The organism is Kitasatospora sp. NPDC058444, assembly GCF_042721415.1.
Classification (GTDB): domain Bacteria; phylum Actinomycetota; class Actinomycetes; order Streptomycetales; family Streptomycetaceae; genus Kitasatospora.
Window position 1 is genome coordinate 1 of the sequence record NZ_JBHXLL010000029.1, and the last position, 25,905, is coordinate 25,905.

The 25,905-nt window shown below is 73.6% G+C and carries 17 protein-coding genes and 1 riboswitch; of the genes, 11 read left to right on the forward strand and 6 right to left on the reverse strand.

The features are described from left to right. Positions 1-127: 127 nt before the first annotated feature. From ACFWP2_RS26430 to ACFWP2_RS26445, 4 genes are all read right to left on the reverse strand, one after another. Positions 128-1,615 carry a S8 family serine peptidase gene (locus ACFWP2_RS26430; RefSeq protein ID WP_380455684.1) on the reverse strand — a complete coding sequence of 496 codons (1,488 nt, stop codon included), beginning with the start codon at positions 1,613-1,615 and terminating at the stop codon, positions 128-130. Positions 1,616-1,869: 254 nt separating this feature from the next. Then, on the reverse strand, positions 1,870-2,988 hold the full coding sequence (locus ACFWP2_RS26435) for an amidohydrolase family protein (protein ID WP_380455687.1): 1,119 nt from the start codon (positions 2,986-2,988) through the stop codon (positions 1,870-1,872). Further along, positions 2,989-4,476 carry a glutamine synthetase gene (locus ACFWP2_RS26440; protein ID WP_380455690.1) on the reverse strand — a complete coding sequence of 496 codons (1,488 nt, stop codon included), beginning with the start codon at positions 4,474-4,476 and terminating at the stop codon, positions 2,989-2,991. 77 nt (positions 4,477-4,553) lie between these two features. Next, positions 4,554-7,241, reverse strand: coding sequence for an MXAN_6230/SCO0854 family RING domain-containing protein (locus ACFWP2_RS26445; protein ID WP_380455693.1), 2,688 nt, complete (start codon positions 7,239-7,241; stop codon positions 4,554-4,556). 547 nt (positions 7,242-7,788) lie between these two features. On the opposite strand from ACFWP2_RS26445, the gene ACFWP2_RS26450 reads away from it, so the two are divergent. The 9 genes from ACFWP2_RS26450 (at position 7,789) to ACFWP2_RS26490 (ending at position 19,421) form a co-directional block, all read left to right on the forward strand. Next, complete coding sequence (locus ACFWP2_RS26450) at positions 7,789-9,564, forward strand: 3-hydroxyacyl-CoA dehydrogenase family protein (protein ID WP_380455697.1); 1,776 nt, start codon at positions 7,789-7,791, stop codon at positions 9,562-9,564. Between the two features lie 245 nt (positions 9,565-9,809). Then, the gene (locus ACFWP2_RS26455; RefSeq protein ID WP_380455701.1) at positions 9,810-10,733 is read left to right on the forward strand and encodes a TetR family transcriptional regulator; all 924 of its coding nucleotides are present in this window, start codon (positions 9,810-9,812) and stop codon (positions 10,731-10,733) included. 368 nt (positions 10,734-11,101) lie between these two features. Beyond that, positions 11,102-12,472, forward strand: a complete 1,371-nt coding sequence (ccrA, locus tag ACFWP2_RS26460) for a crotonyl-CoA carboxylase/reductase (RefSeq protein ID WP_380455704.1) — start codon at positions 11,102-11,104, stop codon at positions 12,470-12,472. A gap of 10 nt (positions 12,473-12,482) precedes the next feature. After that, positions 12,483-14,513 carry a protein meaA gene (locus tag ACFWP2_RS26465; RefSeq protein ID WP_380455707.1) on the forward strand — a complete coding sequence of 677 codons (2,031 nt, stop codon included), beginning with the start codon at positions 12,483-12,485 and terminating at the stop codon, positions 14,511-14,513. A 42-nt stretch (positions 14,514-14,555) separates the two neighbouring features. Further along, entirely contained in the window at positions 14,556-15,518 is a 963-nt protein-coding gene (locus tag ACFWP2_RS26470) for an HpcH/HpaI aldolase/citrate lyase family protein (RefSeq protein WP_380455710.1), read from the forward strand. A 4-nt stretch (positions 15,519-15,522) separates the two neighbouring features. Continuing rightward, on the forward strand, positions 15,523-16,026 hold the full coding sequence (locus tag ACFWP2_RS26475; RefSeq protein WP_359961015.1) for a MaoC family dehydratase: 504 nt from the start codon (positions 15,523-15,525) through the stop codon (positions 16,024-16,026). Between the two features lie 146 nt (positions 16,027-16,172). Next, on the forward strand, positions 16,173-17,375 hold the full coding sequence (locus ACFWP2_RS26480) for an acyl-CoA dehydrogenase family protein (RefSeq protein WP_380455714.1): 1,203 nt from the start codon (positions 16,173-16,175) through the stop codon (positions 17,373-17,375). 488 nt (positions 17,376-17,863) lie between these two features. Beyond that, complete coding sequence (locus ACFWP2_RS26485) at positions 17,864-18,556, forward strand: phosphatidylserine decarboxylase (RefSeq protein WP_380455716.1); 693 nt, start codon at positions 17,864-17,866, stop codon at positions 18,554-18,556. After that, the gene (locus ACFWP2_RS26490) at positions 18,543-19,421 is read left to right on the forward strand and encodes a CDP-alcohol phosphatidyltransferase family protein (protein ID WP_380455719.1); all 879 of its coding nucleotides are present in this window, start codon (positions 18,543-18,545) and stop codon (positions 19,419-19,421) included. The genes ACFWP2_RS26485 and ACFWP2_RS26490 overlap by 14 nt, the downstream gene beginning before the upstream one ends. A gap of 143 nt (positions 19,422-19,564) precedes the next feature. On the opposite strand, the gene ACFWP2_RS26495 is transcribed toward ACFWP2_RS26490, so the two are convergent. Together ACFWP2_RS26495 and ACFWP2_RS26500 are read right to left on the reverse strand one after the other, a co-directional pair. Then, a complete protein-coding gene (locus tag ACFWP2_RS26495; RefSeq protein WP_380455722.1) occupies positions 19,565-20,890 on the reverse strand; it encodes a hypothetical protein in 1,326 nt (441 codons plus the stop codon). A gap of 753 nt (positions 20,891-21,643) precedes the next feature. After that, entirely contained in the window at positions 21,644-22,750 is a 1,107-nt protein-coding gene (locus ACFWP2_RS26500) for an alpha/beta hydrolase family protein (RefSeq protein ID WP_380455725.1), read from the reverse strand. A gap of 343 nt (positions 22,751-23,093) precedes the next feature. Continuing rightward, a riboswitch (cobalamin riboswitch) is annotated at positions 23,094-23,227 on the forward strand. Positions 23,228-23,334: 107 nt separating this feature from the next. Between ACFWP2_RS26500 and ACFWP2_RS26505 the strand changes: the two genes are divergently transcribed. Both ACFWP2_RS26505 and ACFWP2_RS26510 read left to right on the forward strand, forming a co-directional pair. Next, entirely contained in the window at positions 23,335-24,348 is a 1,014-nt protein-coding gene (locus ACFWP2_RS26505; RefSeq protein ID WP_380455727.1) for a cobalamin biosynthesis protein, read from the forward strand. Beyond that, positions 24,345-25,883 (forward strand): cobyric acid synthase, encoded by a 1,539-nt coding sequence (locus tag ACFWP2_RS26510; protein WP_380455729.1) that lies wholly within the window; start codon positions 24,345-24,347, stop codon positions 25,881-25,883. The genes ACFWP2_RS26505 and ACFWP2_RS26510 overlap by 4 nt, the downstream gene beginning before the upstream one ends. The last annotated feature ends 22 nt before the right edge of the window (positions 25,884-25,905 follow it).

Below are 25,905 nucleotides of genomic sequence, written 5' to 3' on the forward strand. Positions count from 1 at the left end.
GGGGGGCGCCCGCTCCGCACCGCCGGCGATCACGGGCCCCCGGCGGGGGCGCGAACGCGGCCGGGGAGCGGGACCCAGTGGTCCCGCTCCCCGGCTCTACTGTTCAGAGGTGTCCGCGGTCAGCGCGTCAGCGCCACCACTGGACAGCCTTCTCGGCGTTGACCAGGCCCGCGCCGTAGAAGCCGTTGTCGTCCGCGCCGCCCTCACAGGTGGCCTTCCAGGTGCCGGCACCGCCCGGGTTGAACTCGCCGGTCGGGCACGGGACGGACTCGGCGTGGCTGGTCAGCATCTCGGTCAGCTCGTCCGGGCTGGCCCACGGGAAGGTGCTGGCGAGCAGCGCGGCCACGCCGGCGACGTGCGGGGTGGCCATCGAGGTGCCCTGCATGTAGCCGTACTTGCCACCGGGGATGGTGGAGCGGATGCGGCCGTCCTTGTCCGGGGTGTTCGGGAACTGGAAGCGGCGGTCGCCACCCGGCGCGGTGACGGACACGACGCCCTTGCCGTAGCTGGAGTAGTACGACTTGACGCCGTCGGAGCCCACCGCGGAGACGGCGATGACGCCGGGCAGCTCGGTCGGCAGCGACAGGCAGTCGTTGGTGACCGGGCGGCTGCCGGGGGTGGTGTCGTCCGGGCTGGCCACGTCGACGGTCTTGTGGGCCAGGTCGAGGTTCTCGTTGCCCGCGGCGGCGACGTTGAGGACGCCCTTGCGCTGCGAGAAGGCGACGGCCTTGCGGACGGCGTCCGAGATCGCGGCCTGGTCCTTGTCCGTCTTGCAGTTGAACATCCACGGGTCGACGAAGTAGCTGTTGTTCGTCACCTTGAAGCCGTGCTCGCCGGCCCAGACGAAGCCGCAGACCGCGTTCTCCGGGTAGATGAACCCACCGTCGTCGACGACCTTGACGGCGGCCAGCTTCACGTTCGGCGCGACGCCGACGATGCCCTTGCCGTTCTTGGCGGCGGCTATGGTGCCGGCCACGTGGGTGCCGTGGTCGCTGGTGGTCGGCTGCCAGGCCTTCCAGTCGGTGTTGGTCTTGCCGTCGATGCAGGAGACCGACTGCGAGGCGTCCACGTTGGCGGCCAGGTCCTCGTGGGTGGCGTCGATGCCGGAGTCCAGCACGCCGACGGTGACGTTGCGGCTGCCGAGCGAGATCTTGTGCGCCTTGTCGGCACCGATCTGACGCATGTCCCACTGGTAGGCCTCGTCCGGGTCCTCACCCGGGGCGGCCGCCGTGGTGGCCGACTCGGTGGCGACCTCGGCCTTGCCCTGGTCGGAGGCCTGGATGCCCTTGGTGCGGCTGGCGCCGACCGAGTCGACGCCCTTGGCCAGGCGCAGCTTCTCGGCGAACTTGGTGTCGTTGGAGCGGGCGACGATGACGCCGACCTGCTCGTACGACTGGACGACGGTGCCGCCGAGGCCGGTGATGGCCTTCTCGACCTTCTGCACCTGGCCGTGGTTGGCCTTGGTGTTGACGACGTAGCTCATCAGCGGACCGGTCGTCGAGTCGGCCGTGGGGGCCGCGACGGCGGTGCCGGCCGGCAGCGCGAGGGCTCCCGCGGTGGCGAGCACGACGCCCACCGCCGCGTACCGGGTACGGCTGATCCGAGGAACACGCATGAGGGTTGGCCTCCCGGCTTGTCAGGCGGCAGCTGCGATGGGCAGATGCGCTTGGGAATGACCGGGACGCTAATGAATATTTGGTTATAAGCGCAAGAGGTAGTCATCTAATCGTCACATCTTGACCAGGAGCAGGGGTTACGAGCACCCGGCACCCAACAGGGGAAACAGAGGTCAAGAGTGTTAAAAAGTGATGGTTCGCCGACGTGCGGCCACAGCCGTCACCACATCCCCCACCAGCACGGATCGCACCCCTACAACGCGTACAGCCGACGCGCGTTGTCGCCCGCGACCGACCGCGCCAACCGCTCGGCGTCGGCCGCGGAGCAGGCGCCGTCGGCGCGCCAGCCCGCGAGCACCGCCCCCAGTCCGTACCGGAACTGACAGGTGCCCACCAAATAGAGTTCGGGCAACCCGTAGGCGTCGGTGGAGAACAGCAATTTGCCGAACGGGGCCAGCTCCAGCATCTCGCCCAGGACGGCGGCCGCCCTCGGCCCGGTGTAGGAGGCCGTCAGCCCGAGGTCGGTGTACACCGTCGGGAAGGCCTGGGCCAGCCAGGCGGCCTGCCGGTGGTACGGGTAGCCGTGCAGCAGCACCAGCGGGACTCCGCTGGGCTCGGCGGCCCGCACGAAGTCCGTCAGCAGCGACGGGTCGGCCCGGTGCAGGGTGAGGTCCGGATCGCCGAAGCCGGTGTGGAGTTGGAGCGGCAGGCCGAGCTCGGCGCAGACGTCCACCGCGGTCCAGAGCAGGTGGTGCAGCAGCACCGGGTCGGTCAGCCGACGCCGCCCGGCGCGCAGGTGGGCGCCGGCCGCGGCCACCACGGCCGCGGTGGCGGGGCGTTCGGCGGGGGCGGCCAGGCCGTGCCGGTAGGCCAGCACCGACTTGACCGCGACGGCCCCGGCGGCGGCCGACCCGAGCACCTGGGCGACGGCCCCCGGCCACTGCCCGGCGCCGGCCGTCACCGTCTCGGCGACCGATTCCAGCCGGACCACCTCGCGCACCGACGCCCCGGTCGCCTCGGCGAGTTCGGTCAGCGGCAGCAGCTCGTGGCCGGCGGCGGTGGGCAGCCCGGTGTCCACCAGGCAGGTGTCCAGCCCGGCCGCCGCCAGCAGTCGCACGGTGGCCTCGGCCGCACCCAACTCCCGCCGCCGGGCCAGGTAGTCGGCGGCCGGGGTGTGCGCCGGCAGGCCGAGCGCGGGCGGGCACCAGCGCCGCACCGCGAGGCCCAGCGCGCTGTCGAAGGGCGAACAGCCGGGAGCCGGCGGCCGGTCGGACTCGGTGAGCAGCCCGGCCAGGGCCTCGTCGGTGAGCTCGGCCGCCACCACGCTGTGGCAGTGGTGGTCGACCAGGGCGAGCTCCTCCGGCCGGGCCACTCAGTACCGCCAACGGGTGGCCGCGGCCAACTCCTCGGGCGTGACGGTCGCGTACTGGTCCCGCTCGGCCCGCCGCACCGCCAGCACCGCCTGGTAGAGCGGCTCGCCGAGCGCCTCGCGCAGCACGGCGGAGCGCTCGTAGGCGGCGATCGCCTCGGCCGGGCCGGTCGGCAGCCGGGGCACCGTGCCGGGCTCGGCGGCCGCCGGATCCCCGGTGAACTCCGGTGGCAGCGCGCGGCGCTGGTCCAGCCCGGCGAGACCGGCGGCGATCACCCCGCCGACCGCCAGGTACGGGTTGGCGCTCGCGTCGAAGCACTTGACCTCGGCGTTGGCGGCGGCGGCCCGCTCCCCGGTGGAGCCCGTCACCAGGCGCAGCGCGGCCTCGCGGTTCTCCAGGCCCCAGCACTGGTAGGCGCCGGCCCAGTGCGAGGGCACCAGCCGCAGGTACCCGGCCGGGCTGGAGCAGCCCAGCACCAGCAGTTCGGGCAGGGCGTCGAGCACCCCGGCGAGGAACCCCTCGGCCTCGGCCGTCAGGCCGTGCGGGCCGGGGCCGCCGTGGCCGAGGTTGCGCTCGCCGCGCCAGAGGCTGACGTGCAGGTGCCCGCCGTTGCCGACGGCGCCGGCCTCGACCACCGGGGCGAAGGAGACCCGCAGGCCGTGCCGGGCGGAGACGGCCCGGACGGTGTGCCGGACCAGGACGGAGGTGTCGGCGGCGGCGACCGGGCCCTCGGGGGCGACCGAGACCTCGAACTGGCCCGGGGAGTACTCGGGGTGGATCTGCAGGACGTTCAGCCCCTGCCGGCCGAGGGCGTGCAGGACGTCGCGCAGGTAGTCGGAGAGGTCGGTGATCCGGTGCATCCCGTACGCCGGGCCGTGCGTCGGGTACCGCGGGACGTCCTGCGGGCCTTCCTGCGGGCCTTCCTGCGGGGCACCGGCCAGGGCGACCGTCCACTCGACCTCGATGCCGGCCTTGAGGCTCAGGCCGCGCGCGGCCGCCGTGGCCTCGGCCCGGCGGGCGAACAGCCGCTGGCAGCCGGGGTGCGGGGTGCCGACCTGGGTGTACCTGTCCCCCGGGGCCCAGGCCCAGCCGGGCTGGGCGGCCAGCGGGACGATCCGGTCGAGGTCCGGGTAGAGCCTGAGGTCCCCGGTGGGGCCGCCGATGATCGGGCTGGTGGTGATCGTGTCGTCGGCGAGGAACACGTCGAAGCAGGGCGCGGTGCCGACGCCCCACTGCGCGGCGTGCACCAGGCCGCCGAGCGGCACGGCCTTGACCCGGGTGATGCCGGCGTTGTCCACCCAGGTGACGGCCACCGCCTCGACGGCCTCGGTGCGCAACCGGTCGACGGCCTCCTCGGCGCGCCGGGCCCGCTCGTCGCGCGGTGGCAGCGCGACGGCCGCCGCGGCCGCGGCGGCGAGCCGTTCGGCGGTGACGGGCGGCTCGGCGGGACCGGGCGCGGTGGGGCCGGCGGTGGCGGTTCCGGTGGTCATGCCCCCATGCTGCCCCGCCGGCCGGGGTCGGGTAACTCCCCTATCGGGTGGTCCCATTGGCAGCCATGTTCACCCGTTCACTCGTTCGGGGCGAACCTGGCGGTCAACTCCCCCGCGGTGATCCGCTCCAGGGTGTCCGGGGCGGCGTCGGTCGGGCCCGGGTAGAGCCGGTAGAGCGTCCCGCGCGCCCCGGCCGGCGCGGGCACGTCGGCGTGCACCAGCGCGGCGAACGCCCGGGTGCCGTCGAGGCGTTCGGCGATCATCCGGGCGGTGTCGTCCGGCTGCCGCTCGGTGCGCCGCTCGCTCTCGTGGAGCCCGCGCAGCCGCTCGGCGAAGGCGGCCACCGGCTCGTCCGCGCCGCGCTGGTAGACGTCCAGGATGCGGCCGGTGCGGTCGCGGACCAGCACCTCGTCGCTGCCGGCCGCGGCCGCGGCGCAGGCGAGGTCCCACAGGGTGGCCCGGGAGCCCGCCGCGAAGTGCGCGGTGACCTCGGAGGCCAGCGAACCGATCCGCCGGTGGTGCCGCGCGACGCTGTGGAACCCGGTGCCGGAACCGGGGTTGAGGTCGGTCCAGGTGTAGCTGCGCTGCCGGAGGTCGACGATCATCGGCACGCAGATCTTGGCGTCCCCGGCGAGGTCGAGCCGCTGGCGGACGTCCTTGGGGCGGAAGCCGCCCTTGCGCGACTTCGCGGCCTCCGCCGGGTCCAGGGCCATGAACCCGGCGAAGGCGTCGGCGAGGTCCTCGAAGGGGACGTCGTTGTAGCTGAACACCACCACCACGGCGTGCCGTGCGCCGCCCTTCAGCAGGGCGGGCAGGTCGAGGTCGACGAACTCGGTGGCGCCGTGCGGCGGCGGGGCGGTGGTGAAGTCGCCGGAGTGCACGGCCGCGCGCAGGCCGGAGACCAGCCGGGTGTAGTCGCACAGGCCGGTGAACTGCCACTGCTCGTCGAAGAACGCGACCGACAGGTCGAGGTCGACGCGCTGGCCGGGCTGCTGCATCCAGTGCACGAACAGCCGCAGCCGCTGCCCGTCCGGGAGCCGCTGGATGCTGCCGCGCGGCACCGCGACCAGGGTCTTGGCGCTGGCCCGCTCGGCGAAGGGGACGACCAGGTCGGCCAGTCCGGCGTCCAGCACGGACAGCTCGTAGCGCTCCGACCGGCCCGCCCGGCGCAGCAGTTCGGCCTCGATCAGGGCGCAGACCGGCGCGCTCGACCCGGCCGGGACGGGCGTGCCCCAGTCGGAGCGGGAGTGCGCCGAGGCGACCCGGCCGCGCGGGAAGTACAGTCGCCGCTCGCCGGGTTCGCGCGGCGCGCGCAGCCGCCCGTACGCACCGAGCAGCGGGCCGGGCGCGACCGCGCGCAGCGCTCCCGGCAGGGCCTCGGCGAGTTCGGCGGGCAGCGGCTCGCCGGGGCACCAGTCGGCGTGCACCCGCAGCAGGTGGTGCAGTCGGCGCACCAGTTCGCCCGGGCGGCGGGCCAGCAGCCGGACGGCGGCGGGCAGGTCGCCCTGTGCGAGGGCGTGCTCGACGCGGGCCGCGAAGGTCTCCACGGTCAGCCGGGTGTGGCCGGCCGGCGTCTCGCTCACCCGCAGCGGGGCGGGCGCCTCGCGCAGCGACGGGCCGAGGCCGTGCAGGTCGAGGTCGCTCTGCCGGACCACCGCGAACGCGGCCGCCGCGTACGGGAAGCGGGCGCGGTGCTCGTACGGGTGCAGCAGTTCGCCGGCCCGCAGCCAGGGCTCGCGGTGGCGGCGCAGGTCCTCGGCGAGGGTGCCGACCGGGAGCGCGTCCAGGATGGCGAGCAGTTCGCGGCGCAGCGGCCGGGGCAGGTTGCGCAGGCGCAGCGTGCGGGCGGTCTGCGGCAGCAGGTCGGGTTCGGCGCCGGACCACGCCCAGATCAGCCGCAGGACGTCGGTGGCGGTGGTGAGGTGGGCGGCGAGCAGCGGGCGGGCGGCCTCCCGGTCGCGGCGCAGCAGGGCGGCCAGCACGGTGGCGCGGGTCTCCCGGACGGGGATCTCGGCGGGCAGCCACGTGGCCGGGTCGGCGGGGGCGTGGTCGAGCAGCAGGGCGAGGTCCTCGCGGTCCTGCGGGCTGAGCGGGGTCCGCCGGGCGAGCAGGGCGGCGAGCTCGCTGCCGAACAGCGCGGCCGCCGCCAGGCGCAGCGGCTTGAGCCGCTGTCCGGGCCGCAGTGCGTTGGCGACGGCGCGGGCGCCCTTGGTGTCGGGCGACAGGTGGCGCTCGGGCTCCAGCGGGGTGCGGCAGACCGGGCAGCGGCGGTCGTCGAGGCACTCGACCAGGTCCTCGTAGCAGTCCCCGCACAGCAGGTGGGCGCACGGGGCGAGCGCGCCGATCCCGGCCTCCAGGCTGCCGCGCTCGCAGACCAGGCAGATCTGGCCGCTCTGGCAGAGCAGGTGGCCGCGGATCATCGCGGAGTAGGAGGCGTGCGCGTGCGAGGGCACGCCGTCGGGGAAACGGCGGAAGAGCGGGTCGTGACGGCGGTCGGCGCCGAGCTCGGCGTCGATCCCGCGCAGCAGCCGGGTACCGGCCTCGGCGAGGTCCGCCGGGCGCAGCCGGCCGAGGGCGGCGCGCAGGTCGCGGGTCAGGACGTACCCGCGTTCGGCCAGGTCGGTCTCCAGGACGACCAGCCCCTTCGCCGTCCACGGCTGCGGTTCCTCGAGCGGGGCCCCGGCCTCGACCAGGACCGTCCCGTGACGGCGCAGCAGGTAGGCGTCCAGTGCGGCCTCGGGCACCACGGTGTTCTGCTTCTTCACTGCTCTTCCCCCGGTGGATACGACAAAGCGGGGGCGGAGAGTGGGCGCACTCGGGTCATTTTGGAGATGAGTGAGAAGGAAGCGCGCCGCGGAGCCGCCCCCGCGTCGATCACCCTAGCGAAAGCCCGTCCGCGGCCCGAACGGTTTTCCGCCGACACCCTCTTCCTACTCGCGAGTAGCTTCGCTACAGTGGCCGGACACGCACCTCCGCCGGGCTTCGGGAGCCGCACCGGCGGCAGGCCGCGGTCGCCGTTCCTCCGGCGCCCGCGCGGTGCGCCTTCACCGGCAGGTGCCGCGGACCGCGGCGGGCCGGGTTCCTCCTCGTTTCAGAGCCGCTTCCTTCACTTTCGAGCGCCTGAGCACCACGGCACATCCGCAGTTCGGCCGGAGCGGACCGGCCGCCGCCCGGGTGCGCCCCACCCCGTCATCTCCCCAGCCCCCGCGCGTGGACCCTCCTCCGGCGGCGGCCGCCCCCGGCGTGCGTCCGGGCGCGGCGGCGTGCCCGTCGGAGCACGCGCGGGCCCTTCATGACTAGGAGTCAGGACAGATGGAGCGTCCCTTCCCCACTGTCGCCGTCGTCGGCCTCGGCACGATGGGTGCCGGCGTCGCGGTGGCGGTCGCCAAGAGCGGCCGCCGGGTGATCGGCATCGAGGCCACCGAGGACTCGGCCGCCCGGGCGCTGGCCCGGATCGAGGAGGCCACCGCCCACGCGGTGGACCGGGAGCGGCTGACCGCCGAGGAGCGCGCCGGGCTGCTGGCCCGGATCTCCGTCGGCCACGAACTGGCGGCCGCCGCCGGGGCGGACCTGGTGATCGAGGAGGTGCCCGAGCAGCTGGAGCTGAAGCGGGAGGTCTTCGCCGAGCTGGACCGGATCTGCCCGCAGACCACCGTGCTGGCCACCGGAACCACCGCGCTGTCGGTGACCCGGATCGCCGCCGCGACCTCCCGCCCGGACCGGGTGCTCGGCCTGCACTTCTTCAACCCGGTGCACACCATGAAGCTGGTCGAGGTGGTCCGCACCGTGCTGACCTCCCCGCGGACCGCCGAGGACGCCGCCGAGTTCGCCCGCGACCTCGGCAAGGAGCCGGTGGCGGCCGGCGACCGGGCCGGCTTCGTGGTGAACGGCCTGCTGTTCGCCTACCTGAACCAGGCCGCCTCGATGTTCGAGTCCAAGTACGCGTCGCGGGAGGACATCGACGCCGCCATGCGGCTCGGCTGCGGCCTGCCGATGGGCCCGCTGGCGCTGCTCGACCTGATCGGCATCGACACCGCCCGCACCGTGCTGGAGGCGATGTACGAGCAGTCCCGGGACCGCCTGCACGCCCCCGCCCCGATCCTCGGCCAGCTGGTCGCCGCCGGGCTGCTGGGCCGCAAGACCGGGCGCGGCTTCTACACCTACGAGGCGCCGGGCTCGTCCCGGGCCGTGGACGCGGCCACCGGGCCCGCCCGGCCCGGGGTGCCGGGCCGGGAGGTGCGCACCGTCGGCGTCTGCGGCTCGGGGACGATGGCCACCGGCATCGCCGAGGTCTTCGCCAAGGCCGGGCACCCGGTGCTGCTGGCCGCCCGCAGCCAGGAGAAGGCCGAGCGGGCCAAGGCGCAGCTGGCGAAGTCGCTGGAGCGCTCGGTCGCCAAGGGCCGGCTGACCGGCGAGCAGCGGGACGCCGCGCTGGCGCTGGTCACCCCGGTCGGCCGGTACGCCGAGCTGGCCGACGTGGACCTGGTGGTCGAGGCGGTGGCCGAGGACCTGGCGGTCAAGCGGGAGCTGTTCGCCACCCTGGACAAGATCGTCAAGCCGGGCGCGGTGCTCGCCACCACCACCTCCTCGCTGCCGGTGATCAGCTGCGCGACCGCCACCACGCGGCCGCAGGACGTGATCGGCATGCACTTCTTCAACCCGGCCCCGGCGATGAAGCTGGTCGAGGTGGTCTCCACCGTGCTGACCGCGCCGGACGTCACCGCCACCGTGCTGGAGCTGACCGCCGGGGTCCGCAAGCACCCGGTGGAGTGCGGCGACCGGGCCGGCTTCATCGTCAACGCGCTGCTCTTCCCCTACCTGAACGACGCGGTGCGGATGCTCCAGGAGCACTACGCGACGGTGGACGACATCGACACCGCGATGAAGCTCGGCTGCGGCTACCCGATGGGCCCGTTCGAGCTGCTGGACGTGGTCGGCCTGGACGTCTCGCTGACGATCGAGCAGGTGCTGCACCAGGAGTTCCGCGAGCCCGGCCTGGCCGCCGCGCCGCTGCTGGAGCACCTGGTCGCGGCGGGCTGCCTGGGCCGCAAGACCGGCCGCGGCTTCCGCGACCACGCGCGCCGATGACCACGCCGCAGCCGTACGGATCCCCGCCGCCCGGGGCGCAGCCCCACGGCGGCGGGGCCTCCGGCAACGGCGCCCCGCCGTACGGCTCCGCGCCCGCCACGGCCTCGGCGGCCTCCGCGCGCCCGGGCTGGAGCCCCGGGGCGGTGTCCTCCCGCTGGCCGCGCCCGGCCGTGACCGGCCCGGTCGCGCCGGTGCGGCGGGGAAGGGCCGTGGCCGCGCCGTCCGGGCCGTGTAGCGTTCCGGACATGGATCGGGTTCAGTCAACCTCCCCTCAGCACCCCGCCGGGCCGCACGGCGGCGCCGACCGGACCGCCCCCTCGACCGGGGGCACCGGGCCGGAGGGCGGGCCGGGCAGCCGCCGGGCGGCGGCGCAGCGCCAGCAGATGCGCCAGGACCTGGCCACGGCCGCGATGGAGCTGTTCGCCTCGCAGGGCTACGAGGAGACCACGGTCGACCAGATCGCGGCCGCCGCCGGGGTGGCCCGGCGCACCTTCTTCCGGTACTTCCGGTCCAAGGAGGAGGCGATCTTCCCGGACCACGACGACACCCTGGTCCGGGTGGCCGACCTGCTGGCCAGCGCGGAGCCGGAGGAGCACCCGCTGGACGTGGTGTGCCGCGGCATCAAGGAGGTGCTGCGGATGTACGCCTCCACCCCGGGGGTGTCGGTCGCGCGGTACCAGCTGATCCGTCAGGTCCCGGCGCTGCGCGAGCGGGAGATCGCCGTGGTGGCCCGCTACGAGCGGCTGTTCACCCGCTACCTGCTGGGGCGCTTCGACACCAGCGAGTCCATCCCGTCCGGCTGGCAGCGCGGCGGCGAGGACGACTCGATGCTGGCCGAGGTCTCGGCGGCGGCGGTCGTCGCGGCGCACAACCACGTGCTGCGGCGCTGGCTCCGGGCCGGCGGCCGGGGCGATGTGGAGGCGCAGCTGGACCACTCCTTCGAGGTGATCCGGCGGACCTTCTGGGCCGCCAGCGCACCGGGTGCCAGGCGTCGGGGATCGGTGGTGGCACCGGGTGCCAGTGGGACCTCGGATGACACCGGGGCGGAGAGCGCACTGAGTGCCAGCCCCGGAGGTGAGGTACTCATCACAGTCGCCCGGACGGACGCTCCGCTGGAGGTCGTGGTGGACAGCATCCGGGCCGCACTGAGTGGCGCCAGAGAGGCATAGCCACAGCATTCACGCAGGTCAGAGCGGTATCCAGGGCCCGCGCCGAGGAGTCGGCGCGGGCCCTTCGCATGCCCGCGCGACGCGCGTCGCGCGGCCCCGGAAGCCGCCGGAATTCGTGACACCCGGTGTCTTTACGAGTGGCACAGGGTGCCACTACGTTGTTACCCACCAGTCGCGGCGCCGCGGCTCCCCACCTCGGCGCGCCGTCGTCCGGCGTTCCCACACCCCGGGAGCAGAGCCAGCACGGCCCGGTCCACCCCGGGCGCCCAGCCTGACCCGCCCACCACCCACCTCAGCGAAGCCGGTGTCCGCTCCCGGCTCCCCCAGACGCCCTGTGCCCTCACACAGGTACGCCTTCGGAGGCAGCCATGCAGGAAATCCTCGACGCGATCATCAGCACCGACACCACGTCGGCGGACTTCGCGGCGATCAAGCTCCCCGAGTCCTACCGAGCGGTGACGCTCCACAAGGACGAGGAGCAGATGTTCGCGGGCCTCGACAGCCGCGACAAGGACCCCCGCGAGTCCCTTCACCTCGACGAGGTCGCCCTGCCCGAGCTGGGCCCCGGCGAGGCCCTGGTCGCCGTCATGGCGAGCGCGGTGAACTACAACACCGTCTGGAGCTCGATCTTCGAGCCGGTCTCCACCTTCGGCTTCCTGGAGCGCTACGGCCGGCTGTCGCCGCTCACCAAGCGCCACGACCTGCCGTACCACGTGGTCGGCTCCGACCTCGCCGGCGTGGTGCTGCGCACCGGCGCCGGGGTCAACGCCTGGAAGCCGGGCGACGAGGTCGTCGCGCACTGCCTCTCGGTCGAACTGGAGTCCGCGGACGGCCACAACGACACGATGATGGACCCGGAGCAGCGCATCTGGGGCTTCGAGACCAACTTCGGCGGCCTGGCCCAGCTGGCCCTGGTGAAGACCAACCAGCTGCTGCCCAAGCCCAAGCACCTCACCTGGGAGGAGGCCGCCTCCCCCGGTCTGGTCAACTCCACCGCCTACCGCCAGCTGGTCTCGCGCAACGGCGCCGGCATGAAGCAGGGCGACAACGTGCTGATCTGGGGCGCCAGCGGCGGCCTCGGCTCGTACGCCACCCAGTACGCGCTGGCCGGCGGCGCCACCCCGATCTGCGTGGTCTCCAACGACGCCAAGGCCGAGATCTGCCGCGCCATGGGCGCCGAGGCGATCATCGACCGCTCCGCCGAGGGCTACAGGTTCTGGAAGGACGAGCACACCCAGGACCCGCGCGAGTGGAAGCGGCTGGGTTCCCGGATCCGCGAGTTCACCGGCGGCGAGGACGTGGACATCGTCTTCGAGCACCCGGGCCGGGAGACCTTCGGCGCCTCGGTGTACGTCACCCGCAAGGGCGGCACCATCGTCACCTGCGCCTCCACCTCCGGCTACATGCACCAGTACGACAACCGGTACCTGTGGATGTCGCTCAAGCGCATCGTCGGCTCGCACTTCGCCAACTACCGCGAGGCCTTCGAGGCCAACCGCCTGATCGCCAAGGGCAAGATCCACCCGACCCTGTCCAAGGTCTACTCCCTGGAGGAGACCGGCCAGGCCGCCCTGGACGTGCACCACAACAAGCACCAGGGCAAGGTCGGCGTGCTCTGCCTGGCCCCCGAGGAGGGCATGGGCGTCGCCGACCCCGAGTTCCGCGCCAAGCACATCGACGCCATCAACCTGTTCCGCGAGCTTGACGAGCGGAACGTCCAGCCGAGCCGGAACGTGTGAGACGGATCAGATGACCGAGCCCCAGAAGCGCGACCGCCCCTGGCTGATGCGCACCTACGCCGGCCACTCCACCGCGAGCGACTCCAACGCGCTCTACCGGCGGAACCTGGCGAAGGGCCAGACCGGCCTGTCCGTCGCCTTCGACCTGCCGACCCAGACCGGCTACGACTCCGACCACGTCCTCGCCCGCGGCGAGGTCGGCCGGGTCGGCGTCCCGGTCGGCCACGTCGGCGACATGCGCACCCTGTTCGACGGCATCCCGCTCGAACAGACCAACACGTCCATGACGATCAACGCCACCGCCATGTGGCTGCTGGCGCTCTACCAGGTGGTCGCCGAGGAGCAGGGCGCGGACATCGCCAAGCTCACCGGCACCACCCAGAACGACATCGTCAAGGAGTACCTGTCGCGCGGGACGCACGTCTTCCCGCCCGGCCCGTCGGTGCGGCTGATCACCGACATGATCGCCTACACGGTCGGCAACATCCCCAAGTGGAACCCGATCAACATCTGCAGCTACCACCTGCAGGAGGCCGGGGCCACGCCCGTCCAGGAGATCGCCTACGCGATGTGCACCGCCATCTCGGTGCTCGACGCCGTGCGCGACTCCGGTCAGGTGCCGGCCGAGCGGATGGGCGAGGTGGTCGCCCGGATCTCCTTCTTCGTGAACGCCGGCGTGCGCTTCGTCGAGGAGATGTGCAAGATGCGCGCCTTCGCCCGGCTGTGGGAGAAGGTCACCCGGGAGCGCTACGGCGTCACCGACCCCAAGCAGCGCCGCTTCCGCTACGGCGTCCAGGTCAACTCGCTCGGCCTGACCGAGGCCCAGCCGGAGAACAACGTCCAGCGGATCGTCCTGGAGATGCTGGCCGTCACCCTCTCCAAGGACGCCCGCGCCCGTGCCGTCCAGCTGCCCGCCTGGAACGAGGCGCTCGGCCTGCCCCGGCCCTGGGACCAGCAGTGGTCGCTGCGCATCCAGCAGGTGCTGGCGTACGAGTCGGACCTCCTGGAGTACGGCGACATCTTCAACGGCTCCGAGGTGATCGAGGCCAAGACCGAGGAGCTGCTGGCCGGTGCCGAGGCGGAGATCGCCAAGGTGCTGGAGATGGGCGGGGTCATCCCGGCCGTCGAGTCCGGCTACCTGAAGTCCAACCTGGTCGCCTCGCACGCCGCCCGCCGGGCCCGGATCGAGTCCGGCGAGGACAAGATCGTCGGGGTGAACTGCTTCGACACCACCGAGCCGAGCCCGCTCACCGCCGACCTCGACACCGCGATCATGGTGGTCGACCCGGCCTCCGAGCAGTCCGTGCTCGCCGCCCTGGAGGCCTGGCGCACCGAGCGCGACGAGGCCGCCGTCCAGGCGTCGCTGGCCGAGCTCAAGGCCGTCGCCGCCACCGAGGCCAACCTGATGCCGGCCACGCTCGCCTGCGCCCGGGCCGGTGTCACCACCGGCGAGTGGTCCTTCGCCCTGCGCGAGGTCTTCGGCGAGTACCGCGCGCCCACCGGCGTCGGCGGCGCCCCCGTCGCGGTGGCCGCCGAGCCCGGCGGCGAGCTGGAGGCGGTCCGTGCCGCGGTCGCCGCCACCGCGCGGGAGCTGGGCGCCGGCAAGCTGCGCCTGCTGGTCGGCAAGCCCGGCCTGGACGGGCACTCCAACGGCGCCGAGCAGATCGCCGTCCGGGCCCGCGACGCCGGCTTCGAGGTGGTCTACCAGGGCATCCGGCTGACCCCGGAGCAGATCGTCTCCGCCGCCGTCGCGGAGGACGTCCACTGCGTGGGCCTGTCCATCCTCTCCGGCGCGCACGGCGAGCTGGTGCCCGACGTCCTGAAGCGGCTGCGCCGCGCCGGGGTGGAGGATGTCCCGGTGATCGTGGGTGGCATCATCCCGGCAGCGGACGGCGAGGCCCTCAAGGCCGCCGGCGTCGCCGCCGTGTTCACCCCGAAGGACTTCGGCATCACGACCATCATCGGCCGGATCGTGGACGAGATCCGGCTGGCCAACGAGCTCCAGCCGTGGACGCCCGCACCGACCGCGGCCACGAACTGAACAGCTGACCAGCTGACCACTGGGAAGGAACCCTCGATTCTCATGACTCCTGTCAACCGTCTGCGCCCGCGCCGCTCCTGTCTCGCCGTGCCGGGCAGCAACCCGCGCTTCCTGGAGAAGGCCCAGGGCCTGCCGGCCGACCAGGTCTTCCTCGACCTGGAGGACGCCTGCGCCCCCCTGGTCAAGGAGAGCGCCCGCCACAACATCGTCGACGCGCTCAACAACGGCGACTGGGGCACCAAGACCCGCGTGGTCCGGGTCAACGACTGGACCACCCACTGGACCTACCGCGACGTGATCACCGTGGTCGAGGGCGCCGGCCCCAACCTCGACTGCATCATGCTGCCCAAGGTGCAGGACGCCGAGCAGGTCAAGGCGCTCGACCTGCTGCTCACCCAGATCGAGAAGACCATGGGCTTCGAGGTCGGCAAGATCGGCATCGAGGCGCAGATCGAGAACGCCAAGGGCCTGATCAACGTCGACGCCATCGCCGAGGCCTCGCCCCGGCTGGAGACCATCATCTTCGGCCCCGCCGACTTCATGGCCTCCATCAACATGAAGTCGCTGGTCGTCGGCGAGCAGCCGCCCGGCTACAACGCCGACGCCTACCACTACATCCTGATGCGCATCCTGATGGCCGCCCGCGCCAACGACCTCCAGGCGATCGACGGCCCGTACCTCCAGATCCGCAACCAGGAGGGCTACCGCGAGGTCGCCCGCCGCTCGGCCGCCCTCGGCTTCGACGGCAAGTGGGTGCTCCACCCGGACCAGGTCGCCGCCGCGAACGAGATCTACTCGCCCTCGCAGGAGGACTACGACCACGCCGAGCTGATCCTCGACGCCTACGACTACTGCACCTCCGAGGCGGGCGGCGCCAAGGGCTCCGCCATGCTCGGCGACGAGATGATCGACGAGGCCAGCCGCAAGATGGCGCTGGTCGTCGCCGGCAAGGGCCGGGCCGCGGGCATGCAGCGCACCACCAAGTTCGAGATCCCGGAGGCGTGAGGCCATGCAGTTCGGACGCACCTACGAGGAGTTCGAGGTCGGCGCGGTCTACAAGCACTGGCCCGGCAAGACGGTCACCGAGTACGACGACCACCTCTTCTGCCTGCTCACCATGAACCACCACCCGCTCCACATGGACACCAACTATGCGGAGAAGACGACGGACTTCGGCAAGAACGTCGTGGTGGGCAACTACATCTACTCGCTGCTGCTCGGCATGTCCGTCCCGGACGTCTCCGGCAAGGCGATCGCCAACCTGGAGATCGAGTCGCTGCGGCACGTCGCACCGACCTTCCACGGCGACACCATCTACGGCGAGACCACCGTCCTCGACAAGTGGCCGTCCAAGTCCAAGGACGACCGCGGCATCGTCTACGTCGAGACCAAGGGGTACAAGCAGGACGGCACGGTCGTCTGCATCTTCCGCCGCAAGGTGATGGTGCCGACCGAGACGTACACCAAGGAGCGCGGCGGCGAGCAGCCCGGCCGTCCGACCCCGCTCTCCTGAGCCCCTCCCCGCCACAGACCCCGGACGGGGAGGCCGCCGTCATCGGCCGACCCCCACCCGGTCGGGGGCCCTGCTGCCGCAGCCACGCCGGCAGGGCCCCCGGAAATCCCCCCCCCCGCCCTCTTCAGACATTCCGGAGCCGCACGATGGGACGCCTCGCACAGACCGACGGCCTCACCGAGATCCAGCGGGACATCCTCGCCACCGTGCGGGATTTCGTCGACAAGGAGATCATTCCGGTCGCGACCGAGCTGGAGCACAAGGACGAGTACCCGACCGCCATCGTCGAGGGCATGAAGCAGCTCGGCCTGTTCGGCCTCACCATCCCCGAGGAGTACGGCGGCCTCGGCGAGTCGCTGCTCACCTACGCCCTGGTGGTCGAGGAGATCGCCCGCGGCTGGATGTCGGTCTCCGGCATCGTGAACACCCACTTCATCGTGGCGCACATGATCAACGCCCACGGCACCCAGGAGCAGAAGGACTACTTCCTGCCGAAGATGGCGGCCGGCGAGATCCGCGGCGCCTTCTCGATGTCCGAGCCGGGCCTCGGCTCCGACGTTTCGGCCATCTCGACCAAGGGCGTCAAGGACGGGGAGTTCTACGTCCTCAACGGCCAGAAGATGTGGCTCACCAACGGCGGCACCTCCACCCTGGTCGCGGTCCTCTGCAAGACCGACGAGGGCGGCGACACGCCGTACAAGAACATGACCACCTTCCTGATCGAGAAGGAGGCCGGTTTCGGGCCGAACCCGAAGGTTCCCGGCCTGACCGTGCCCGGCAAGATCGAGAAGATGGGCTACAAGGGCGTCGACACCACCGAGCTGGTCCTCCAGGACGTCCGCATCCCGGCCGACCGCATCCTCGGCGGCGTCCCCGGCCGCGGCTTCTACCAGATGATGGACGGCGTCGAGGTCGGCCGCGTCAACGTCGCCGCCCGCGGCTGCGGCGTCGCCCGCCGCGCCTTCGAGCTGGGCATCTCCTACGCCCAGCAGCGCTCCACCTTCGGCAAGAAGATCGCCGAGCACCAGGCGATCCAGTTCAAGCTCGCCGAGATGGCCACCAAGGTCGAGGCCGCCCACCAGATGATGGTCATGGCCGCCCGCAAGAAGGACGGCGGCGAGCGCAACGACCTCGAGGCCGGCATGGCCAAGTACCTCGCCTCCGAGTACTGCAAGGAGGTCGTCGAGGACGCCTTCCGCATCCACGGCGGCTACGGCTTCTCCAAGGAGTACGAGATCGAGCGCCTCTACCGCGAGGCCCCGATGCTGCTCATCGGTGAAGGTACTGCGGAGATCCAGAAGATGATCGTCGGACGCCGGCTCCTGGAGGAGTACCGGATCGCCGACTGACCCCCGGGCGGCCCGCCGACGGACCACGTCTCCGGGCCGCCCCCTCGAACCGCCGGTCGACGGGCGTGCGGGCCCGTCCCGGCGGAGCGCCGTGCCCCGTCACGGGCCCGGCCTGGTCCGCCTGGGTCCGGCACGGCCCTTCTGAAGCGGCCGCAGGGCGTACAGCTGCAACGACGCGCCCTGCGGCCGCTTCCGCACACCCGCTTCCGGCCGCTACGGCCGTTTCGCCCGCCGGGTTCCGTCGGCGAACCCGTTGAGACAAGAGTCACCAGCCCTGTCCGGTCCCTTGGGAACCGGACCGGGGCGAGCTACGGTCGTAGAGGTGGACGCGCACACGCGCCGCCACCGGACACATGAACGAGCAGGCGGGTTGCCCACCCACCGTGTGCTCCCGATAGCATCCACCGGGACAGCAAGCCGTCCCTCTATTACCGATCCCGCGGTGGCCCCCGTCCAGCGGCCATGATCCCCCGCGACAAAGGTCTTCGATGCCCATCAGCCCGTCCCCTCACACCTCCGTCACGGACCGCGATGCCCTCGCAGCCCCGACGGCCGGTCGGCGACCCCGCGTGACCATCGCGCGCGGAGCCACCCCCTGGTTCGTCCCCACCCTCGCCACGGCCGCCGTGACCACCGCCCTCACCCGGCGCAACGGCAAGTGGGCCCTGGCTGCGGTACCCGCCTGCGCACTCGGCGCGGGCATGCTGTGGTTCTTCCGCGACCCCGAGCGTGAGATCGGTGCGGGCAGAGTGATCTCCCCCGCCGACGGCGTGGTGCAGAGCATCGACGCCTGGCCGGACGGCCGCACCCGGGTCGCGATCTTCATGAGCCCGCTCAACGTCCACGTCAACCGCGCGCCCCTGCCGGGCACGGTGACGTCGGTCGAGCACGTCGCGGGCGGCTTCGTCCCCGCGTTCAACAAGGACAGCGACCAGAACGAGCGGGTCGTCTGGCACTTCGACACCGAGCTCGGCGACATCGAGATGGTCCAGATCGCGGGGGCCGTGGCCCGCCGCATCGTGCCGTACGTGGACGCCGGAACCAAGGTCGAGCAGGGCGACCGGATCGGTCTGATCCGGTTCGGGTCCCGGGTCGACACCTACCTGCCGGCCGGCGTCGAGGTCGGCGTCGAGGTCGGCCAGAAGACCACAGCCGGGGTGACGCGCCTTGACCGTGACTGAACCTGAGACAATCGTCGGCCTGGACGACGAGGAGACGGCCCTGCGCCGCCGCCGCTGGGCGCGCGACCGCGAGCTGCGCGCCCCGCGCTCTCCTCAGCACCTGTCCACCGCCGACTTCCTGACCCTGGGGAACGCCGTCTGCGGCTTCCTGGCGATCTACTCGATCACCACCGGGGTCCTCGTCCCGCACATCACCAACCCGGACGCCGCTCCGGACCGGCACAGCGCCGCCACCGCGGTCACGCTGCTGCTGATCGGCTCGATGTGCGACCTCTTCGACGGCCTGGTGGCGCGCAAGCTGCGCTCCTCCGCCCTCGGAGCGGAACTGGACAACCTGGCGGACCTGATCAGCTTCGGCATCGCGCCGGCCTACTTCGTCGCCGTCTGGGGCATGGTCTCCCAGGGCTCCAACAGCAAGCTGTCGGCGCTCATCGCCATCACGGTGCTGCTCGCGGTGGTCCTGCGGCTGGCCCGCTTCTCGGCCGTCAAGATGCGGCCCGGGGTGTTCCAGGGCATGCCCTGCCCGATGGGCGCGATGACGGTGATCGCCATCGTGCTGCTCGACCCGCCGTTCCTGCCCGGTCTGCTCGCCATCTTCGGCGCCGCGTACCTGATGGTCAGCCGGATCGAGTACCCGAAGCCGCAGGGACTGCTGGCCACCGCGACGCTCTGCTGGGTCGTCGTGGCCATCGGCTGCCTGGCGGCCTGGGCCACCGGCCTGCCCGGCGGCAACCAGCTGATGCACGTCGGCGCGTTCGCCCAGATCACCCTGGCCGCGATGGCACCGCTGCTGGTCATCCGCCGCAAGGTGGGGCAGAAGGTCGGCGACGTCCGCGCCCGGCGGGCGGAGTCCCGGCTCGGCTGAGTCCCCGCGATCCTCACGGATCGTCATGGACCGTCATGGAGAAGGGCCCGGAACCTCTTGGTTCCGGGCCCTTCTCCTGTGTCGTACGGGTCGCGCGTGTCGTGTCCGTCGGGTGACGGCCGGGCGGCGCGGCGGGTGCGGGCTCAGGCGCCGCCGGTGTGCACGCTGAACGCCGAGCGGCGGGCCGCCCGGGCCACGCCCGGGTCCGGGTGCACGCCCGAGACCGCCGTCAGCACCGAGGCCGCCCGCGGGTGGCCGGACTGCCGGGCCCGGGCGAACAGCCGGACCGGGTCGCCCGCCGAGGCGCCCTCGACATGACCCACCAGCAGCTCGGTCTCGCCGTGGTCGAGCACCGCGGCCGCGGTGTCCACCCAGAGCCAGGCCGCGTCCTCCGCGCCCAGCACGTCCGCCGGGGCGACGCCCTCGTCGGCGCGCTCCGCCAACCAGAGCAGCGCGTAGGGGCGCAGCACCGGCTCGTCCACCGCCGCGCGCACCGCCTGCTCGGCCGGGCCGCCGGCCACCCGCAGCGCCTCGAAGGCCAGTCCGCGCACCAGCGCGTCATCGCCCTGGGCGGCATCCAGCAGCTCGCCCACCGCCCGGTCCGCCGGACGGGCCGCGACCCAGGCCCGGAACTCGGCGCGGGCCGGGCCCGGCGAGTAGTCCGCGCACGCGTTCAGCAGTTCGAAGGCGCTCTGCTCGATGTGCCCGGCCGCGGTCTGCGCGACCGTGCAGATCTCCTCCAGCTTGGCCCGCACCGCCCAGTGGCCGAGCGGCGACAGCTCCGCGGCATCGTTCCTGCGCACCAGGGCGCCAACGGCCGCCAGGCCGTCCAGCATCCAGTCCAGGACGGCGGCCACGTCCGAGGGCGCGGCCGGGGTGTCGATCTGTGGCGCGCGGCAGGTGCCGCGGACGGCGGAGACGGCCGAGGCCGCGTGCGGCACCGGCGACAGCCCCGGTCCGCCGAGGCCGGTGCCGACCCGGCGTTCGTCCAGGCCCCGGCGCAGCAGCTCCAGCAGCTCGCTCTCGGCGACCGGGCCGTCCACCAGGTGCAGGAAGGAGAGCAGCTGCGGGGCCTGGTCCACGGCCTGCCCGGCCAGGACGGCGAACACGCCGCGCAGCGCGGCGGGCGGCACCGGGGCGAGCAGGGTCCAGGCGTCGAACAGCGCCGACCAGCCGCGCACCACGGCCTCGTCGTCGTGCTCCCAGGCGTGCAGGCGCCAGCCGGGGCCGGCTCCGCCGTCCCGGGCCTCCACCAGGCCCACCAGCAGCGCTTGCCCCCACGCCTTGGCGGCGGCGGCGACCGTCATGGCCAGCGCCCGGCCGGCCTCACCGGCGTCCTCGGGGAGCAGCTCGCCGCGCTTGTCGACCTCGGCCAGCTCGCCGGCCCAGCGGGCGACGCGGACGGCGTCCACCAGCATCCGGCGGGCCAGCGGCGCCAGCTCGGCGGGTGCCGGGAAGCCCTCCGGCACGGGAACCCTGCCCCGCCCGGGAGCCGGAGCGGGCCCTCGTCGCCGGGGCACTCCGTTACGGGGGACACCCGCCCCGCCCGGCCTGCCACCGGCGGGCCGTTGGGCCGTTCCGGGGAGACGGGTCACCGTCGCACCGGTACCGATCGTCGGCGGGAGCGGGGCATCACGGTCGCGCGGGTTCCGAGACGTCACGTCGAGCAGTCTTCCCCTTGTACCGGCCTTCTGTCACATCCGGTTGTCCGTACGACCGGGCGACCGCCGGTGGCACCTCCGCAAGATCGGGCAACAGCGGCAAACCGCCTGGCCGGAAACGTGTGACCTGCCCATGCCACTCATGCCGCTCCGGTCGCCGGAATTGCCCGAGCGGTCACCGTGCGTACGGGTGGGGGGTAAGGGGTCGGGCCAATAATTGCCCCTGACATCGGGGTGGTTTTCGCGCGGGTGGCGCGAGGATTCCCCTCCGCCGACTTCCGGCGGAGGTGTCCAGAACGAATCCGGACGGACGGGGGGCGGGGTGGGGGGATCGTGCCGCACGAGAAGTCGGACCGGCCGACTTCTCGCGCGCCGCGGGCGGAATGGGGGAAACGTTCATTCGTGGACGGGGGGAAGCGTGCCGGAAAAGGCCGGCGGGGACCCACCGGAAACGCCCGCAGGAGGAGGGGGGCGGGGGTGCGGCCCGCGGGTTCCGCGGGGCTTCGGGGCTTCGGAGCTTCGGGCCTTCGGGCCTTCGGGTCCTTCCCGATGGGAATCGCCCTACAGCAGCGGCGTGAGCCAGCGGCGCAGGAGTTCGGTGTAGCGGTCGGGAGCGGTGTTCCAGAGGGTGGCGTGGTCGGCCCCGGGGAAGGGCTGGAGGCTGACCACGTCACGACGGGCGGCGGCCAGCTTCTCGGCGGTGCCGAAGGGCGCGATCCGGTCCTCGGGGCTGTGCAGGAGGAGGGTCGGCACCCGCAGGTCGGTGCCCGCGGCGATGCGGCCGAAGTCGGCGAGGTCGACCCCGGTGCGGCCCTCCGCGGCCAGGGCGCCGAGCTCGGCGGCGACGCCCTGGAAGCCGGCCCGGGCGGCGTCCCGGCGGGCGGAGGCCGGGAGGTCGAGCACCGGCGAGTCGAGGATCAGGCCGCTGACGGCGTGCGGCCAGGCGGTGCGGGCCGCGGTCTGGAGGACCATGGTCGCGCCGAGGGACCAGCCGTAGAGGATCACCCGGCCCGCGCCGCTGTCGAGCGCCAGCCGCACCGCCGACTCGATGTCGCGCCACTCGGTCTCGCCGAAGTGGCTGAGCCCGTCCGGGGAGGCGGGGGCGCCGTCGTCGCCGCGGTAGGTGACGGCGAGGGCCGGCAGGCCGAGCCGGTCGAGGACCGGGAGCACCGGGAGGGTCTGCTGGCGGTCGGCCTCGGGGCCGTGCACCAGGATCACCCAGGTGCCGCGTTTGCCGTCGAGCTGCCAGGCGGGAAGGGCGCCGAGCTCTCCGTCCGCGGTGGTGTCGGCGAAGGCGAGGCCGAATGCCCCGGTGGGGTCGCCGAGGTGGACGCGGGGGGTGAAGCGGACCTCGGTGCCGGGGGCGAGGGTGCCCCGGTCGGCGCGGACCAGCCGGCGGGTGACACCCGACTCGTCGCTGTGCAGGACCTCCTCGACGACCGCGTGCCCGCCGTCCGCCCACTCGACCGCCCAGCGGCCGGGGCGCAGGCTCTCCGGGGCGCGGGTGAAGGTGACCCGGCCGGGGGCGAGTTCGCGGACCAGGACCGGCCCCGACTCCTGGACGGTGGTCTCCGGACGGACCATCCGCTCGGAGGCCCGACGACCGATCACCAGCACGGCGGCCCCGACCGCGGCGGCCGCCACGACGGCGGCGGTTCCCCAACGCATTTCGCTCCCCGCTCTGTTGCTGACGGACCGGACGGTGTTCGAGCACCAGTTCACCGGCGCCCCACCCGCCCGGCCACCCGGCTGGGCCGTCCGGGTCACCCGGGCGGCGGCCCGACGGTGCCCAGGAGGTACCGGAAGCGGGCGGTGAGGGCGCCGGCGGCGGGGAGCGGTGCGGGGGCGACGCGGGGGGCGGTGCGGCCGGCCCGGCGGCGGAACGGTGCGGGGGCGGTGCGGGCGTCCCACGGGGCGTCAGCACTGCCCGCGTGTGACCAACCCCTCCGTGACCTCGGTTGACTCCCGGTTCGGGCGCGTGATGGGATCCTGGGGCCAAACGGAGGCATGGAGAGGAAGCCGGTGGAATTCCGGCGCGGTCCCGCCACTGTCACCGGGGAGCACGCTCGGAACATCGCCACGGCGGGCCGTCGACGGCCGCTGGAAGGCTCCGGGAGTGCGTCCGACCCGGAAGCCAGGAGACTCTCGCCCCCGTCACGTCGATCCAGGGCGCGGACCCTGAGTGAGGACACGCACGCGATGCAGGCTGCCCCGCCCTGCCGGACACCGAGCCGCCTTCCGTCGTGCGCCCGATGACCGCGCTCGCGCCCTCCACCTCTTCGCGCAGACCGGCCCGAACTCCGGGCCCGTCGGTCCGCGCCGCCGCGTTCGCGCTCGGCGCCGCCGCGGGCTACGCCGCCGACGCCCGCTTCGCCGACCCGCGCCGGGGCCACCCGGTGGCCGTCTTCGGCAGCGCCGCCACCCGGCTGGAGCGCCTGCTGTGGCGCGACGACCGCGGCGCGGGAGCCGGGTACACGGCGCTGTGCGTGGGCGCGGTCGCGGCGGGCGCGCTCGCCCTGGACCGTACGGTGGGCCGGCGCCCGCTGGGCCGGGCGGCGCTGGCGGCGGCCGCGACCTGGACGGTGCTCGGCGGCACCTCGCTGACCCGGGAGGCGCGCACCATCGGCCGCTCGCTGGCCGCGGGCGACCTCGAGGCCGCCCGGGAGCGGCTGCCGCACCTGTGCGGGCGTGACCCGAGCGCGCTGGACGGGCAGCAGATCGCCCGGGCGGTGGTCGAGTCGGTGGCCGAGAACACCGCCGACGCCGTGGTGAACGCGCTGACCTGGGGCACCCTGGCCGGCACCCCCGGCCTGCTGGCCTTCCGCGCCGTCAACACCCTGGACGCCATGGTGGGCCACCGCTCGCCGCGCTACGCCCGGTTCGGCTGGGCCTCGGCCCGGCTGGACGACCTGGCGGGCTGGCCCGGTGCCCGGCTGACGGCGCTGCTGACGGTGGCCGCCGCGCCCGAGCCCCGTACCGCCTGGCGGGTCTGGCGGCGCGACGGCTCCGCGCATCCGAGCCCGAACGCGGGACAGGCCGAGTCGGCGTTCGCCGGGGCGGTGGGCGTCCGGCTGGGCGGGACGCTGCGGTACGGCGAGCGGGAGGAGCACCGGCCCGTCCTGGGTGCGGAGCTGCGGCCGGTGACGGTCGACGACATCGAGCGCGCCTGCGCGCTCTCCCGGCGGGTGGGCGCACTGGCGCTGGGTACGACGGTCGCGGGGCACGTCCTGCTGCGGACGCTGCTGAGGAAGAGGGGACGGGCATGAGCAACGCGCTGCTGGTCGCGGGGACGACCTCGGACGCGGGCAAGAGCGTGGTGACGGCCGGGATCTGCCGTTGGCTCGTCCGCCAGGGCGTACGGGTCGCGCCGTTCAAGGCGCAGAACATGTCGCTCAACTCCTTCGTCACCGCCGACGGCGCCGAGATCGGCCGCGCCCAGGCGATGCAGGCGCAGGCCGCCCGGGTGGAGCCGGAGGCGGCGATGAACCCGGTGCTGCTCAAGCCGGGCGCGGACGGCCGCAGCCAGGTGGTGCTGCTCGGCAGGCCGGTGGCCGAGGTGGGCGCGCTGGACTACCGGGAGCGCAAGCCCGTCCTGCTGGAGCGCGCCCTGGAGTGCCTGGCCGACCTGCGCCGCCGCTACGACGTGGTGGTCTGCGAGGGCGCGGGCTCGCCCGCCGAGATCAACCTGCGCGACCGCGACATCGCCAACATGGGCCTGGCCACGGCCGCCGCCCTGCCGGTGGTGGTGGTCGGGGACATCGACCGCGGCGGGGTCTTCGCGGCGATGTACGGGACGCTGGCGCTGCTGTCGGCGGAGGACCAGCGGCACGTCGCCGGCTGGTTCGTCAACAAGTTCCGCGGCGACGCGCGGCTGCTCGCGCCCGGGCTGGAGATGCTGCACGAGCTGACCGGCCGTCCGGTGCTGGGCACCCTGCCGATGCTGCCCGGGCTCTGGCTGGACGCCGAGGACTCGCTGGACCTGTCGACCGTGGTGGACCGGGCGGACGGGCCCGGACCGCTCGGCGCGGACGTGCTGCGGGTGGCCGTGGTGCGTTTCCCGCGGCTGTCCAACTTCACCGACATGGACGCGCTCGCGCAGGAGCCGGGCGTGCTGGTGCGCTGGGCGACCCGGCCGGAGGAACTGGCCGACGCCGACCTGGTGGTGCTGCCCGGCACCCGGGCCACCGTCGCGGACCTCGCCTGGCTGCGCGAGCGCGGCCTGGAGCCGGCGCTGAAGGCGCGGGCGGCGGCCGGGCAGCCGATCCTCGGGGTCTGCGGCGGCTACCAGATGCTGGCGCACTCGATCGTGGACGAGGTCGAGTCGAAGGCGGGCGCCGTCGAGGGCCTCGGTCTGTTGCCGACGCGGGTGCGGTTCGGCGCCGAGAAGGTACTGGCGCGGCCCGTCGGCGAGGCGTACGGGCAGCGGGTGGAGGGCTACGAGATCCACCACGGGGTGGTCACCGTCGAGGGCGGGGACACCTTCTTCTCCGACGGCCGGGGGCGCGGCCTGGACGGCTGCCGGGTGGGCTCGGTCCGGGGCACGACCTGGCACGGCGCGCTGGAGAACGACGGGTTCCGCCGCGCGTTCCTGCGCGAGGTCGCGGAGTTGTCGGGCCGCGCGTTCGTCCCGGCCCCGGACACCTCCTTCGCCGCGGCGCGCGAGGCCCGGCTGGACCGGCTGGGCGACCTGATCGAGGAGCACGCCGACACCGACGCGCTGTGGAAGCTGATCGAGGGCGGGGTGCCGGCGGCCGGATCGCTGCCGTTCGTGCCGCCCGGGGCCCCTGGGAGTGACGCATGAGCCGGGCAGGGCGGCAGAGCCG